13 protein-coding genes and 1 tRNA gene are annotated in these 15,774 nt (G+C 62.8%); 12 read left to right on the forward strand and 2 right to left on the reverse strand.

The genetic code is table 11. The annotated features are described in order from the left end of the window. Positions 1-23 precede the first annotated feature (23 nt). From FJ434_RS13965 to FJ434_RS13980, 4 genes are all read left to right on the forward strand, one after another. Complete coding sequence (locus FJ434_RS13965; protein ID WP_140748084.1) at positions 24-407, forward strand: fimbrial protein; 384 nt, start codon at positions 24-26, stop codon at positions 405-407. A gap of 36 nt (positions 408-443) precedes the next feature. Then, positions 444-851 (forward strand): VOC family protein, encoded by a 408-nt coding sequence (locus FJ434_RS13970; protein ID WP_140748082.1) that lies wholly within the window; start codon positions 444-446, stop codon positions 849-851. 90 nt (positions 852-941) lie between these two features. Continuing rightward, positions 942-1,016, forward strand: a tRNA-Glu gene (locus FJ434_RS13975). Between the two features lie 512 nt (positions 1,017-1,528). Next, positions 1,529-1,897, forward strand: a complete 369-nt coding sequence (locus tag FJ434_RS13980) for a cell envelope integrity protein TolA (RefSeq protein WP_140748080.1) — start codon at positions 1,529-1,531, stop codon at positions 1,895-1,897. 99 nt (positions 1,898-1,996) lie between these two features. Here FJ434_RS13980 and FJ434_RS13985 read toward each other — a convergent pair whose 3' ends face one another. Continuing rightward, positions 1,997-2,212, reverse strand: a complete 216-nt coding sequence (locus FJ434_RS13985; RefSeq protein WP_140748078.1) for a hypothetical protein — start codon at positions 2,210-2,212, stop codon at positions 1,997-1,999. A gap of 317 nt (positions 2,213-2,529) precedes the next feature. Between FJ434_RS13985 and FJ434_RS13990 the strand changes: the two genes are divergently transcribed. The 8 genes from FJ434_RS13990 to phoB all read left to right on the forward strand — a co-directional run bounded on the left by FJ434_RS13990 (position 2,530) and on the right by phoB (position 14,369). After that, positions 2,530-3,450: a DUF2865 domain-containing protein gene (locus FJ434_RS13990; RefSeq protein ID WP_140748076.1), complete on the forward strand. Its 921-nt coding sequence runs from the start codon at positions 2,530-2,532 to the stop codon at positions 3,448-3,450. A gap of 632 nt (positions 3,451-4,082) precedes the next feature. Continuing rightward, complete coding sequence (locus FJ434_RS14000; RefSeq protein WP_181165929.1) at positions 4,083-8,633, forward strand: PAS domain-containing protein; 4,551 nt, start codon at positions 4,083-4,085, stop codon at positions 8,631-8,633. 533 nt (positions 8,634-9,166) lie between these two features. Next, on the forward strand, positions 9,167-10,222 hold the full coding sequence (gene pstS, locus FJ434_RS14005; protein ID WP_140748072.1) for a phosphate ABC transporter substrate-binding protein PstS: 1,056 nt from the start codon (positions 9,167-9,169) through the stop codon (positions 10,220-10,222). Positions 10,223-10,288: 66 nt separating this feature from the next. After that, complete coding sequence (gene pstC, locus FJ434_RS14010) at positions 10,289-11,272, forward strand: phosphate ABC transporter permease subunit PstC (RefSeq protein WP_140748070.1); 984 nt, start codon at positions 10,289-10,291, stop codon at positions 11,270-11,272. A 3-nt stretch (positions 11,273-11,275) separates the two neighbouring features. Further along, positions 11,276-12,127 (forward strand): phosphate ABC transporter permease PstA, encoded by an 852-nt coding sequence (gene pstA / locus FJ434_RS14015; RefSeq protein WP_015315385.1) that lies wholly within the window; start codon positions 11,276-11,278, stop codon positions 12,125-12,127. Beyond that, on the forward strand, positions 12,124-12,927 hold the full coding sequence (gene pstB, locus FJ434_RS14020; RefSeq protein ID WP_140509733.1) for a phosphate ABC transporter ATP-binding protein PstB: 804 nt from the start codon (positions 12,124-12,126) through the stop codon (positions 12,925-12,927). The genes pstA and pstB overlap by 4 nt, the downstream gene beginning before the upstream one ends. 25 nt (positions 12,928-12,952) lie before the next feature. Beyond that, positions 12,953-13,660, forward strand: a complete 708-nt coding sequence (gene phoU, locus FJ434_RS14025) for a phosphate signaling complex protein PhoU (RefSeq protein WP_140509735.1) — start codon at positions 12,953-12,955, stop codon at positions 13,658-13,660. A 19-nt stretch (positions 13,661-13,679) separates the two neighbouring features. Next, positions 13,680-14,369, forward strand: coding sequence for a phosphate regulon transcriptional regulator PhoB (gene phoB / locus FJ434_RS14030; RefSeq protein ID WP_010911896.1), 690 nt, complete (start codon positions 13,680-13,682; stop codon positions 14,367-14,369). A 2-nt stretch (positions 14,370-14,371) separates the two neighbouring features. On the opposite strand, the gene FJ434_RS14035 is transcribed toward phoB, so the two are convergent. After that, complete coding sequence (locus tag FJ434_RS14035) at positions 14,372-15,619, reverse strand: ROK family protein (RefSeq protein WP_140748068.1); 1,248 nt, start codon at positions 15,617-15,619, stop codon at positions 14,372-14,374. Between the last annotated feature and the right edge of the window lie 155 nt (positions 15,620-15,774).

Consider the following 15,774-nt stretch of genomic DNA (forward strand, 5'->3'; position numbering starts at 1 on the left):
AAAACCATTCCGGAATATTTGCCATGGCCCGGCCCGATGCCGATGAAGAGCAGGAAAAGCCGCTTGACCCCGCGGTCGACAAGCTGCGCGGCAGGCTCATCCGCTTCATGGCCATCAATCTCGGCCTGCTCCTTCTGGCTCTTATGGTGGTGATCGCGGCGATTGTCTACAAATCACGCAAGGCAACGCCGGTGAGCCCGCCGCTGGCCGGCGACGTCCAGATGCCCGCCGGCGAACCGCTCAGCGGGGACATCGTGCTGCCGGTAGGCTCCCGGGTGGTCGGTCAGTCACTGTCGGGCAGCCGCCTTTCTATCGACGCCGAGCTTGCCGACGGCAGCCGTGCGATCTTCGTCTATGATATCGCCGAGCGCCGCCTGATCGGCCGTTTTGCAATCCGCAACAAATAGGCAGGCGGCAATGCAGCAAACAAGTTTGCGCCGGACATGACCGGGTTTGCCGAACATCGCCGTGTCGCGACCGTGACGCTGGTCGTCGCCGATTATGACGAGGCGATCGCCTGGTATGTCGAGCGGCTGGGTTTTACCCTGACCGAGGATGTCGATCTCGGCGGCGGCAAGCGCTGGGTGACCGTCGCGCCGGACAACGGACAGGGTGCCAGGCTGCTGCTTGCCGAGGCGTCCGACGAGGCGCAGAGGAAAAGCATCGGCAACCAGACCGGCGGCCGGGTCTTCCTGTTCCTCGAAACCGACGATTTTCTCCGTGATCACGCCGCCATGCTGAACAAGGGCGTCGAATTCCGCGAGGCGCCGCGCTTCGAGCCCTACGGCACCGTGGCCGTTTTCGCCGATCTCCACGGCAATCTCTGGGACCTGATCGAGCTGAAACGCTAGCTTGCCGGCTGTTTTTCGTTCGATGCTGCAAAGCCGGCAAACCCCAGTTGCTTTTTCCCAGCCGCCAGCCTATATCGCCCCTTCTTGAACGCGCCCATCGTCTAGCGGTCAGGACACCGCCCTCTCACGGCGGGAACAGGGGTTCGATTCCCCTTGGGCGTACCAAGCAACGGCCCGGTCGTTGCCCTCCTGACAAGCTAACAAGTTCGGACCAATACCTGCATGGCTCGGCATGCCTCGAACGCGTGCACGATGCCCCGTGAAAAACCGGCAGTTCCCCTGCCGGAAGCCGAGTTCAGGGCGGTCGCCTGGACCATCCTACCGCAAGATGATGGTCTCACGGCTATCGAATCCTGACTTGGTGCGTGGGACGGCAGGCACGTTAAGGTTTGGTTTACCAATAGCCTGTCTACTGGAGACAATTCGCTTTCGGCCCGCGACCACGGATGTACTGGCGCAACTGTCGAGGCGGAAAGGAAAGGTCGGCTCAGTGCCGGCCTTTTTGTTTTCGGCATTGGCTCGCATCGGTTTTCGGTCCGTCGCCCGGGCGGCTTCGCAGTCGGCTCTCTCCGAACAACTTTTTGGCGAGGGATATTGCCATTGCCTGTATCGGCCCTACCATCGATTCCGGCAGTCCGCGCGCGGATTGCCGGCTGGTCGTGACAATGAGGCGTGCGATGAAAGGCGGTGCAAAGCTGGTGATCGCGGGTGTGGTGTCGACAGGTGTCGTATGCACATCGGTTGCCGCAACGCTCAACACCATGGACGCTGTCGGGGCCGCGATTCAGTCGTGCTGGACGCCGCCGGCCGATGCCGGGAATTCGACTGTAACCCTGAGTTTCAGTTTCAAGCGCGACGGTACTCTGATCGGCGCGCCGCGACCAACCGCCGTCAAGGTGGCCGGCGACGACAAGGCGCGTCAGTCGTTCATCGAGGCGGCAATAGCGGCGGTGAAGAATTGTACGCCGCTGAGTTTATCGCCGGAGCTGTCGCAAGGAATTGCCGGCAACGTGTTCACACAGCAATTCGTTTCGCCCAAGCAGTAGCGGCACGCCCAAAAAAGTCTGCCATGGAACGGGCATCAAGGTGGCTGGTTCGTCTGAATCGGAAAGCTGCGTCGGGCGTCTTTCCCTGGTTGGCGCAAATCAACGGCTCAGGCGCCGTATTTCGGCATGCCGTGCCAGATCCGGTGTCTCAAAGACATAGTCGCTCCATGCCGATTCAGGAATCTGCCCGGCCAGATAGCACTCGAGCAACAGGTTTTGCTCGGGGTTGAGCGGCCGTGGGCCACGCTCGTGGTCCCGCCCGAGAGAGTGAAAAAGGTTTCTTGTCAGTTCCGACACCGTGAAGTGGATCGACATCCGCGTTCTCCTTCGCCCCTCAACGCAGCAGCACGAGCAAAGGTTTCAAGGCCAGAGACCGGTAACGCCCGATTGATCGCATGGCTCGACACATCGGCCTGCCGACGAACGCGGATCTGTCTCCGTTGCTTCCCGGTTCGTCTCAATCTTGAAATAAAAATGTAATATGGAATTTACATGCAGGACTATATTACACTAGATGAAGTTCTGTTGAGGTTAAAAGTCTTAAATATTAGGTATAGCTCATTTAGTGGAAGTTTGCCCAAGTCGAAAGAGCGTAGTTGCGGACTATCGGCAACAAGTATCATGGCGTTCGGATGACCCGTTTCTGTCTTTCCATGATGATGGCGCTGGCAACGGTCGCTGCGTTTGCGTCCGGCACGACACCTTCCTACGCGGACAGTTGTGGTGCGATCAAAAGTCAATTGCTCTCCGCTGGCCGCGGCGGAGGCGTGAGCCCGGCACTGGCTCAGCTTCGCCGCCAGCTCGCGGCAATCCAGGGCCTGGAGAGGCAGCGCAAGTGCACCGCGCAAAGTGCCGCGGGCGGCTTCTTCAACGCTTGTGCCGACCTCGCTCGAAACCGGACGGAGGTGCAGCGCCAGATCGCGGCTGCGTCCAATTCCGGCCGTGACAATTCAGGCCTGCAGGGGCGGTTCGCGGCGCTCGGCTGTTCATCGGGGGTAACGCAGGAGCGCCCGGCGCCGAAGGCGAAATCCGCGACGGCAGCGGCCGGGGCCACGACCGGCGGCAATGCGATGCTGTTTTGCGTCCGCCTTTCTGATGGCTATTTCTTCCCCGCGCCAAAGTCGCAATTCGCCGGCAACCGCGATCTCAAGGAAATGGCCGATCAATGCCGCTACATCTGCGATGATCCGGCGGTCGATCTCTACACGCTGAGCGATATCAGCCAGGAAACCGACAGCATGGTGGCGCTCGACACGCGCAAACCATACACCGAGTTGCCGGCCGCTTTCCGGTATCGTGACGATGCCAATTTCAAGGCCTGCGACGTCAAGCGTTATTATCAGCGGGTTGCCGAACTGAGGGCTAGGACGGTGACGCCCACGAACATGACCAATGCAATCATCCCTTTGCCTCAGGCAAAGCCGGACCTCGGCAGCGTCGCGGCAATTCCGGAAACCGACATCGAGGCTCCGGGTGCCGCTCAACTCCAGTCGATCGAGCCCGGCAAGCGCACCGTGCGTGTGGTCGGTCCCGCCTTCTTCCCGGCTGAATGACAGGCTGCAGCCAAGCAACCGAGGAAGGTCGCGGCGTCGCTATAGGACATTGTTCGCGGGAGCGGTCTGGCGACACTGTCAAACGCCGAACCGCTCTATTCGCAGACCATGCGAACCCTTTGGCCGGGCGCGCTCACGTTCCTGCATGCCAATTGCTTTTCGGAGTCCGATGACGGGGAAGGCGGCGGTGACGCCCTGGCCTGATGCCGTCTGTGCGGCGCAGGTTTCAGGGCCTTGCGCTCGGAAAGCGGTCCGGGGGGTTGTGGCGGCCCCGGAAAGGCGCCGTTGTCGACCTGCGGCGGGTAATCGACATTGGGCGGTGGCCGGTCCCAGATCCGCCTGGCGTCGAGCGGCCGCGGGATGATGACCGTGCCGTCATAGCTGCGCGAGCAGCCGCCGCCGAAAAGCAGCGCCACGCCCAGCAAGAAAGGCCCTATTCGTCCATACATTAGCAACACCCCTGCGCATGCTTATAGCGCGGCCTTGCCGCGCGCCACAACCGGACGGAATAACGCAGCAGGAACAGGCCGGTTGCGCCGTTAAGGTTAGCGGATCGTTAATGCTTCTGCGGCACATTCCGCCGATGAACCGCGGAGGGAGGGTTCGGCCTTGATTTTCGGGGTGGGGACAGCATGGCGGAATCGAACGAAGCAATCGGCGCGCGCGGCAAGCGTGAGCCCGGCAAGGCAGCCGCGCATGGTGGCGATAGACCGTCCGGCGTCGACATGGATCGCGCCGGCGCGCTTCGCCAGCTCGTCGAAGCGGCTTCGGACTGGACCTGGGAAACCGACGCGGAGCTTCGCTTTTCCTGGCTTTCTCAAGACTACCAGGCTGCGACGGGCATTGATCCGGCTGATGTGCTTGGCCGGTTCCGGTTCGATTTTCTCAATCAGGTCCGGAAGGGCAACCGCAGCGCGGCAGCCCATCTGGAGGACTTGCAGGCGCACCGGCCGTTCCGCGACTTCGTCTACGAACTGAAGGGTGGCCGCCCCGACTGCCGCTGGGTGCTGACGTCAGGTTTCCCGCGTTTCGACAGTGACGGAAAATTTGCCGGCTATCGCGGCATAGGCCGCAATGTCACCGCGCTGGCCAGCGCCTTCGAGGACATCGAGCCGCCGGCTGGCGGCGAGCCCGTCCAGCATCTTGCCGATCTCGAGCGGACGATGGACGCCATGCATATGGGCGTCGTGCTTCTGGATGCCGGGCTCGACACGCTGATCGTCAACAAGGCCTATCGCGATCTCTCCAGGATTCCGGATGGGGCCGTGACGGTTGGAGCGCCGTTCAGCCTTTTGATGGAACTCAACCGCCGCAACGGCATCTATGGCGACATCGACGAAGAGCAATGGCAGCGCTACCTCGCCACTCGCATCGAGGAGATCAGGGGCGGTACCGTCGCACCTCGGGAGTTTGTCCACACCGACGGGCGGACCATGATGTTCTCGGTCACGGCTCTGTCGGGAGGCAAGCGGCTGCTGACCTACTATGAGGTCACCGAGGTCAAGCGTCGTGACGCGGAGATCGAGAATGCCAACGCCAAGATCGCCGAGACATTCGCCAATCTCCGCACCATGGTCGATCAGATGCCGATCGGTGTCCTCGTCCTCGATGCCGACATGCGTGCCGAGGTCATCAACCGCGCCTTTTACGATTTCTGGCAGATCGACGCCCGGCGCGCCGAGATCGGCTGCAGCTTCCGCGATCTGATGGACGCGAGCCGCGACATAGACCCCTATGGTTCGGACGACGCGACATGGCAGCGACATGTCGCCGAACGCGAGGCTGAAATCAGAGCCGGCACAGCCGGATCGCGGCAGTTCCCGCGCAATGACGGCCGGACGCTGATCTCGTCGATGGCGGCGCTGGCCGGCGGCAAGCGGTTCATTTCCTACGTCGATATCACCGACATGAAGGACCGAGAGGCTGAACTTGCCGAAGCACTGGAGAAGGCGCGGCTGGCGGAGGCCGTGATCAACGGCGTCAAGGATCCGATCTTCGTCAAGGACGACAATCTGCGATTCGTCTTCGTCAACGAGGCCTTCGCGGCGCTGTTCAAGCAGGCGCCGCAAGCCATGCTTGGCAGGCCGGGGGGCGATTTCCTCAGGCCGGCCGACGTCGCGCTGTTCGAAAGCAGCGAACGTGAGGTGCTGGCTGGCGGGCGGCAATATGAAGTGGAAGAAAGCTTCGAGGCCGACGGCGCCAGCCGTTCGCGCATTGTCAGGAAGAACCGCGTCCGCATGGCAAGCGGCCGCGACTATGTCGCCGGCTTTCTTTTCGATATCTCCGACATGAAGCGGCGCGAGACCGAAGCCGAAGATGCGCGCAAGCATCTCGCCAGCGTGCTGGAATCCCTGCCGGCAGGCGTTATCATCTACGACCGGGACGACAAGTTCGTCTTCGCCAACCACAGGCTGCAGGATTCGCTGCCGGCGCTGAAGCCCTTCTGGCAGCCCGGCCGCACTTTCCGCGAAGCGCTGGAGTTCGGCCATTCGGTCGGCTATTTCCGGTCGAGCGGCGATCCTGGAATCGACAGCCTTTACGAAGTCGATTCCGAACGCTGGCTTGATGGCATCCTGGCGCGTTACCGCCTGCCGAATTCCTCCTATGAGCGCCTCAATGGGGATGGACGCTGGTACCAGGTCTACGACATGCGCACCGGAGACGGCACCTTCATCGGCGTGCGCGTCGACATCACCGACCTGAAGAGCCGCGAGGCTGCGCTTCATCACTCGATGCGCCAGCTCGATCTCTTCCGGCATGTCATGGACGAGTTGCCGGTAGCCGCCTTCATCAAGGCGCAGGACCTGAGCATCGAATTCGTCAACAAGGCCTGGTGCGCGCTGACCGGTCTCGCCAAGGACGATGTCATAGGCCGGACCGACCGCCAGCTGTTCAGCGGCGAGGAAGCAGAGGGCTTCAGCCAGGACGACACCGATGTCGTGACGAACGGCAATGTGCGTGAGGTCGAGGAGCCCGTCACCCATCGTGACGGAACGGTGCGGCAGTTGGTGACGCGCAAGAGCCGCCTGGTGGCTACGGACGGATCGGTGCATCTGGTCGGCTCCAGCACCGACATCACCGACGTCAAGGCACGCGAGCAAGCTCTGGAAGAGAGCATGCGCGAGAACGAGGTGTTCCGCAGCCTGATCGACAATGTACCGGTGTCGATCTACGCCAAGCGCTCCGATCTCAGGCAGTTGTATGTCAACAAGGGCTGGTGCGACCTCACCGGCTTCAGCAAGCAGGAGGCGATCGGCAACACCGACGTCGAGATCTTCGGGCCGGATGGCGAGGCCTTCGTGGCCAGCGATCTCGCCGTGCTGCGTACCGGCGAGACCCAGGAGATTGAGGAGACGGTGCGCCTTCCCGACGGCAGCGTCAGACATCAGTTCGCCCGCAAGGGCGCAATGATCGCCTCCGACGGTTCGCTCTATTTGATCGGTTCGACGACCGACATCACGGAACTGAAGCAGCGTGAGGCGGAGCTCAGCGAAGCGCGTCAGCGCGCCGTGCTCGCCGACCGCGCCAAGTCGGAATTCCTCGCCAATATGAGCCACGAGATCCGCACGCCGATGAATGGCGTGCTGGGCATGGCTGAACTGCTGGCCAAATCCAATCTCGACCCGAAGCAGAAGACATTCACCGACATCATCGTCAAATCGGGCAATGCGCTGTTGACCATCATCAACGACATCCTGGATTTCTCCAAGATCGATGCCGGCCAGCTGGTGCTCGACCCGGCGCCCTTCAATCTCGCCGAGGCGATCGAGGACGTGGCGACGCTGGTGTCTACGCGGGCCAAGGAAAAGGACCTCGAGCTCATCGTGCGCATCGAGCCGCGGCTCGAAAGCCTGTTCATCGGCGATGTCGGCCGCATCCGGCAAATCGTCACCAACCTGGTCGGCAATGCGGTGAAGTTCACCGAAGAAGGCCACGTGCTGGTCGATGTGAGCGGCGAACGAGTTCCGACGGGAACCAGGCTGACGATCTCGGTCACCGACACCGGCATCGGCATCCCCGAGGAAAAACAGAAACTGGTGTTCGAGAAATTCAGCCAGGTCGACACGTCGTCGACAAGGCGCCACGAGGGCACCGGGCTTGGCCTTGCCATCACCTCGCGGCTGGTCGACCTGATGGGTGGCGACATCGGCGTCGAGAGCGCCGAAGGCAAGGGGTCGACCTTCTGGTTCACGGTGACGCTGCCGGGGGCCGGGCAGCAGAACGGGCAGCGCATCACGCCGGTGGACGTGACGGGCGCACGCGTGCTGATCGTCGACGACAATGCCGTCAACCGCGCCATCCTGACCGAGCAGATGACCTCGTGGACGTTCGATTCCTGCGCGGCCGAAAGCGGCGCCGAAGGTCTCAAGGTGCTGATCGCCGCGGCAGCCTATGGCGTGGCGGTGGATTGTGTCGTGCTCGACTACCAGATGCCTGAGATGAGCGGCGCCGAAATGGCGCGCATCGTGCGCAACACCGAGGGCCTCGCGGACACGCCGATCATCATGCTGACCTCGGTCGACCAGTCGCTTGCCAACACCAGCTACCGCGATCTCGGCATCGACGCGCAGTTGATAAAGCCGGCACGCTCCTCGGCACTCCTGGAGACCTTGGTCGCGACCATCCAGCGCCATCGCCACGCCACCAACGATCAGGCCGTTCAGCCGCCAGCGAGCGAGGCGCTCGAGATTACCCCGCGGTCGCCTCTGGCGCTTTCCGAGCAGCGCGCGCAGCTGCAGCCGCCGCCGGTTCGTCCCAGACTGCCTGCCACCGGGGGCGGGCACAGGCTGGATATCCTCGTGGCCGAGGACAATGAGGTGAACCAGATGGTCTTCACCCAGATCCTCGGCGAGACCGGCTACGGTTTCGAGATCGTCGGCAATGGCCGCAAGGCACTCGACGCCTTCGGCACGCTCAATCCGTGCATGATCCTGATGGATGTCTCGATGCCGGAGATGAGCGGTCTCGAAGCGACGGCCGCGATCCGCCTGCTGGAGCAGGAAACCGGTACGCATGTGCCGATCGTCGGGGTCACCGCGCATGCGCTCAAGGGTGACCGCGAACGCTGCCTGGAGGCGGGCATGGACGACTATCTGCCCAAGCCGATCAGCCCCAAGGCCCTGCTCGAGAAGGTCGAGCGTTGGGTCGGCGCCGGCCGACAGGTCCATCGCAACGCGGGATAGCGCCCGCGTCGCCTGGATTTACGATCCGGTGAGGCAAATCGAGGGAATCAGCTGGGGATTTGCCGCTACTTCCGCGTGCAGTGACTATGGTGCGATCGCGCCATATCAAAGACGGTGTCCAGCCGGAACAATAGCAAAATCGATTTCCGCTCTTCTCAGTTACGGGCGGGAGCAGCGACCGCCTGCAAGAAACAGTGTCACTCTACCCCAACGGACCTGTTTTTGGCGATGGCCCGGCCATGACACGCTCTGGCTGCGAGCAACGCGCTCCCGTCCGGATTTTCTTCACTTGGGAAAGCCCCGTCGAATTCCGGGTGCTTCCAGCCGTCGAACGGCTCAAGCCCCTGATTCCGGCGGTAAACTCGGATCGCGCCGCGAAGCGCCCGACACCGGTGCTTTTCCCGGTGCCGGCGACGCGTTACCGGGCTGACATGAAACTGTCATGCGACTGTTATAATCCAAGGCTATTGGCCTCAGCGGGCGCCGGAAAGAAGTGGCGCCGAGAGACCATCTTCCGAACAGGAGCAGGCCACATGAGACACTTCATCCGCTCGGCGGCCGTTGCGATTGCAATGGCTGCGGCGTCCACCCTCACCCTTTCCGCAGCAATGGCAGCTGACCTTTCCGGCGCCGGCTCGACCTTCATCTATCCGGTGTTCGCCAAATGGGCCGACACCTACAAGAAGGATACCGGCATCGGCCTCAACTACCAGTCGATCGGCTCCGGCGGCGGCATCAAGCAGGTCATCGCCAAGACCGTGACCTTCGGCGCCACCGACAAGCCGATGTCCGACGCAGACCTCGAAAAGAACGGCCTCGTGCAGTTCCCGATGGTGATGGGCGGTATCGTGCCGATCGTCAACCTTACGGGCATCAAGCCGGGCGAACTCGTCCTCGACGGCAAGACGCTGGCCCAGATCTATCTCGGCGCCATCACCACCTGGGACGACGCCGCGATCAAGGCGCTGAACCCCTCGCTCACCCTGCCGTCGACCGCGATCGCGGTCGTGCATCGCTCGGACGGTTCGGGCACGACCTTCAACTTCACCGACTACCTGGTGAAACTGTCGCCCGACTGGAAGGACAAGGTTGGTTCGGACACGGCCGTCGAATGGCCAACCGGCGTCGGCGCCAAGGGCAGCGAAGGCGTTGCCAACACCGTCAAGCAGACCGACGGCGGCATCGGCTACGTCGAATATGCCTATGCCAAGCAGAACAAGCTGTCCTACTCCAAGATGGTGAATGCAGCCGGCAAGGTCGTCGAGCCGTCGCTCGAATCCTTCGGCGCCGCCGCTTCGAATGCCGACTTCAAGGGCGCGAAGAACTTCAACGTCATCATCACCAACGAGCCCGGCGACGCCACCTGGCCGATCGCCGCCTCGACCTGGGTGCTGATCCACAAGGCTCCGGACGATGCCGCTGCCACCGGCGAAGCGCTGAAGTTCTTTGCCTGGGCCTACAAGGACGGCAAGGAAACCGCCAAGGCGCTCGACTACGTGTCGATCCCCGACAGCGTCGTCGACCTGATCAAGGCTTCGTGGAAGGCCGACATCAAGGCCGGCGGCAAGCCCGTCTACGCCGGCGAGTAATATCTTTCTGGAGGAGCGCCGCCCCGCGGCGCTCCTTTTCAATCAACACAAAGAGCCGAGCTTGACATGAGCGCTGCCCAGGAAGCCTTGCCAGCCATTCGAGGTTCACGCGACGCCATCGTCAGACGGTTCGCGTTGACCGATTCGATCTTCCATGGGCTGACCCGCGCCGCCGCCATTCTCGTGCTGGTGCTGCTCGGCGGTGTTGCCATCTCCTTGTTCGCCGGTTCCTGGCAGGCACTGTCGACCTTCGGCTTCTCCTTTCTGACCACCGAGAGCTGGAATCCCGTCACCGAGAAATTCGGCGCCCTGGCGCCGATCTATGGCACCATCATCACTTCGGCCATCGCTATCCTGATCGCCGTGCCGCTCGGCATCGGCATCGCCATTTTTCTCACCGAGCTTTGCCCGCGTCCGCTTCGGCGCCCGATCGGCATGGCGGTGGAACTGCTGGCCGGCATTCCTTCGATCATCTACGGCATCTGGGGCCTGTTCGTGCTGGCACCGTTCCTGCAGACGACAGTGCAACCTTTCATCATCAGCGTGTTCCATGGCATTCCCGGCCTTAACAGCCTGTTCGCCGGGCCCCCTTATGGCATTGGCCTGCTGACCTCGGCGATGATCCTGGCCATCATGATCCTGCCTTTCATCACCTCGATCACCAAGGATGTGTTCGACACGGTGCCGCCGGTGCTGAAGGAGTCCGCCTACGGCATTGGCTGCACGACCTGGGAGGTAACACGCCGGGTCGTCGTCCCCTACACCCGCATCGGCATCATGGGCGGCGTCATGCTTGCTCTCGGCCGTGCGCTCGGTGAAACCATGGCGGTCACCTTCGTCATCGGCAACGCCCACCGGATCAGCGCCTCGCTGTTCGCGCCGGCAACGACGATCTCGGCAACCATCGCCAACGAATTCACCGAAGCCGTCGGCGATCTCTACACCTCCTCGCTGGTGGCGCTCGGCCTGATCCTGTTCGTCATCACCTTCCTCATCCTTGCCATCGCCCGGTACATGCTGATGCGCATCGATGCCCGTACCGGAGTCTGACCGATGTCGACAGCCGCATCGCTTCACCAGAGCCGCAAGCGCAAGAACGGCGTGATGATGACGCTCTGCGTCATCGCCGCCGGCATCGGCCTTGCCTGGCTGGCGCTGATCCTCGGCGCGCTGCTCTATAAGGGTCTGTCGGGCGTTTCGCTCTCGGTGTTCACCGAAATGACCCCGCCGCCCGGTGATGCCGGTGGCCTGCTCAACGCCATCTACGGCAGCATCGTGATGACCATCATCGGGATCGTCGTCGGCACGCCGATCGGCGTGCTGGCCGGCACCTACATGGCCGAATACGGCCGCTTTTCGAAACTCACCACCGTGGTACGCTTTATCAACGACATCCTGCTGTCGGCGCCATCGATCATCATTGGTCTGTTCGTCTACGAATTGATGGTGCGGCCGATGGGGCATTTCTCGGCCATCGCCGGCGCCGTCGCGCTGGCCATCCTGGTCATCCCCGTGGTCGTGCGCACCACCGAGGACATGCTCAACCTTGTGCCGAACGCCTTGCGCGAGGCCGGCACGGCGATTGGCGCGCCACGCTGGGTGGTGATCCGTTCGGTGGCCTACCGCGCGGCGATGTCCGGCATCGTCACCGGCATATTGCTGGCCATCGCCCGCATTTCCGGCGAGACGGCGCCGCTTCTTTTCACGGCGCTGAACAACCAGTTCTGGTCGAGCAACCTCAACGCGCCGATGGCCAGCCTGCCGGTTACCATTTTTCAGTTCGCTCTCAGCCCCTACGAGGAATGGCAGCAACTGGCCTGGACCGGCGCACTCATAATCACATTGACGGTTCTCGCGCTCAGCATCTTCGCGCGCAGCCTGACCGGACGCAGAGAGGACAAATGAGCCAGATGTTGTCTCCAGACATGACGATTGCCACCGAGGCGGCCGCCAAGGCGAAGATCGAGGTCAAGAACCTCAATTTCTACTACGGCCAGTCGAAGGCGCTGAAAGACATCACGCTGTCGCTGCCCGAGCGCAGCGTGACGGCCTTCATTGGACCGTCGGGTTGCGGAAAGTCGACGCTGCTGCGCGTCTTCAACCGCATCTACGAACTCTACCCCAAGCAGACCGCCGAGGGTCAGGTGCTGCTCGACGGCCAGAACGTTCTCGACCGCTCGCAGGATCTCAACCTGTTGCGCACCAAGATCGGCATGGTGTTCCAGAAGCCGACGCCGTTCCCGATGTCGATCTATGAGAACATCGCCTTCGGCGTCAGGCTCTATGAGAAGATCGGCAAGGCCGAGATGGACGGCCGTGTCGAGCAGGCGCTGAAGCGCGCCGCGCTGTGGAACGAGGTCAAGGACAAGCTCAATGCCAGCGGCCTCAGCCTGTCGGGCGGCCAGCAGCAGCGGCTTTGCATCGCCCGCACCGTGGCGGTGAAGCCGGAGGTCATCCTGCTCGACGAGCCGGCCTCGGCGCTCGACCCATTGTCGACCGCCAAGATCGAGGAACTGATCGACGAGTTGCAGGCCGACTACACGATCGTCATCGTCACCCACAACATGCAGCAGGCCGCGCGCGTCTCGAAGCAGACGGCTTTCATGTATCTGGGCGAGCTGGTCGAATTCGACAAGACCGAGAAGATCTTCACGTCGCCTCGCGAGAAGCGCACGCAGGACTACATCACCGGCCGCTTCGGCTGATCTCACGCATACGAGGACCAGGATCATGGCCGAACACACAGTCGCAGCCTTCGACGAGGATCTCGGACAGATCAGCAAGCTGATCAGCGACATGGGCGATCTTGCCGGCACGATGGTCGGCGGCGCCACCAAGGCGCTGCTGAATTCCGACAATGCGCTGGCACAGCGCGTCGTCTCCGACGACGCCATCATGGACGCGCGCCAGCGCGAACTCGACGATCGCGCCATCACCCTGATCGCCAAGCGCCAGCCGATGGCCGACGATCTGCGTCATGTCGTCGGCTCCATCCGCATGGCGGGCGATCTCGAACGCATCGGCGACCTTGCCAAGAACATTGCCAAGCGCGTCGGCTCCGTCGGCCTTACCGCCACCCCGCGCGATCTGTCGCACTCGATCGATTCCATGGCGCAGCTGGTGCTGATCCAGGTGCAGGGGGTAGTCGAGGAATACGCGGCAGGCGATGCCGCCGCCCTCGCCAAGCTCAGGAATGACGACGAACGCATCGACATCAAATACACTTCGGTGTTCCGCGAACTCCTGACCTACATGATGGAGGATCCCCGCAACATCACGGCTTGCACGCATCTTTTGTTCTGCGCCAAGAATCTCGAACGCATCGGCGACCACGTGACCAACATCGCCGAGAATGCATATTATGTGCTGACCGGCACGCAACTGCCCGCCAACCGTCCGAAGCAGGACGAGACGGCGATGTCGGTGCCGGCGGCTTGACGGCAGGGATGATCAATCGATGATCGCGCCACGCATCATGGTGGTGGAGGACGAGGAGCCGCTCGGCGTGCTTCTCCGCTACAATCTGGAATCGGAAGGCTACCAGGTCGAGGTGGTGACACGCGGCGACGAAGCCGAGATCCGCCTCCAGGAGAACGTGCCCGACCTCCTGGTGCTCGACTGGATGGTGCCGGCGGTTTCCGGCATCGAACTCTGTCGGCGCCTGCGAATGCGGCCCGAGACCGAGAGGCTGCCGATCATCATGTTGACGGCGCGCGGCGAGGAGAGCGACCGCGTGCGCGGCCTCTCGACCGGTGCCGACGACTATCTGGTCAAGCCGTTCTCGACACCGGAATTCATGGCCCGGGTCAAGGCGCTGCTGCGCCGCGCCAAGCCGGAAGTGCTGTCCAGCGTGCTCAAGGTCGGCGACATCGTGCTCGACCGGGAATCGCACCGGGTCTATCGCAAGAAGAGCGAGATCCGGCTCGGACCGACCGAGTTCCGCCTGCTCGAATTCATGATGCGTCATCCCGGCCGCGTGTTCTCGCGCAGCCAGCTGCTCGACAATGTCTGGGGCGAGACGATCTATATCGATGAACGCACCGTGGACGTGCATGTCGGCCGGCTGCGCAAGGCGGTCAACAACGGCCGTATGCCGGACGTGATCCGCACCATTCGCGGCGCCGGCTACGCGATCCGCGAAGACTGAAATCAGGCTACATTCTTGCCCGGAACGCCGGGCCTCGCCAGCACGCCCGGCGCGAAAATCTCCTGGTCCACGAAGGTCAATGCGCGCATAGCGCAACCTTCGCGGATGAGCGGCAGCTCGTTCGGCTCGGTGTCGAAGGAAATCGATTCCGAATGCTGGCCGCCGGCGGTCTGGCCGATGGCCTCGCGCAAGGCCGGCTCGATCAGGTCGAAGGCGGCGGCGCTGACGCCGACCATGGCGACGGGTGCGGGATCGATCAGCGCGAACAGGCTGCCCAGCCCATAGCCCAGCGCCTCGCCGGCCTTGCGATAGGCTTCGCGCTCCGGTCCGTCTTTCTCCCTTGCCGTCGCGGCGAGTGTCCGCATCTGCGCATCGCTGACATCTGCGACCGGTTCGGCGTCCTCGCCAAGCTGCCTGGCGTTGCGCCAGATGGCGTAGTTGCCGGCATAGGCCTCGACGCAGCCGCGCCGTCCGCAGCGGCAGAGCGCGCCTCCCGGGCGATGGATCATGTGGCCGAACTCGCCTCCCGATGAATGCGTGCCGGTGAACAGCTCGCCCTTCAGCACCAGGCCCATGCCGATGCCGTGCGAGAGCAGGATGGCGATGAAGTCGTCGCGGTAGCGTTCGGGGTCGCGCCAGCGCAGCGCCACCGCCATCATGTTGCAGTCGTTCTCCATGGTAGCGGGGATGCCGAACTCGGCTTCAAGTATGTCGGCGAAGGGAATGTCCGTCTGCGGCGTGATCGGCGACCACAGCATCGCACGCGCCTCGCTGTCGGTGATGCCCTGGATCGCCAGCGCGATGCGGGCAATACTGCGGACGTCGAGATCGGGGTCCTCGAGGCGCCGCCGCACTATTGCCGTGCATTCGCCGATCAGCGCCTCGCGCGACATGGTCAGCGTGTCCAGCCGGCGCTGTTCCTCGGCGATCACCTGGCCGGAATAATCGATGACGGCGACGGACAGGAAATTCAGTGACAGCACCACGGTCATCACAGCCGCGGCCTCGGGGTTGAGGCCAAGGCCAACCTGCGGCCGGCCGCGTTTCAGTGAACCGGCTTCGTTCGGCTTGCCTTCGGTCAGGATACCCTCGTCGATCAGGTCGGCTGATATCGCCGATATGGTCGAGTGGCTGAGGCCGGTGGTGGCGGCGATCTCGGTGCGCGAGGGCTGACCACCCTGACGCACGGCTGCAATCACCATGGCGCGGTTGCGCCGGCGCAGATCGTCGTGGCGGATTCCTACCGACATGCTTCCCACATCCTCCCCGTCGCCGCGGTTCTTGACACCCCCTCGAACCTCTCCGGCAATGGGCCGAATACTGGCAGATGCGGCAGGAGCTGTCATTTATTTATTGCGGGACTCGAAAAAAGGTTCCCGGCACCTCAAAATCCATCAGAATCGAT

Origin of the sequence: Mesorhizobium sp. B2-5-13, assembly GCF_006440535.1 — a bacterium.
Classification (GTDB): Bacteria; Pseudomonadota; Alphaproteobacteria; order Rhizobiales; family Rhizobiaceae; genus Mesorhizobium; species Mesorhizobium salmacidum.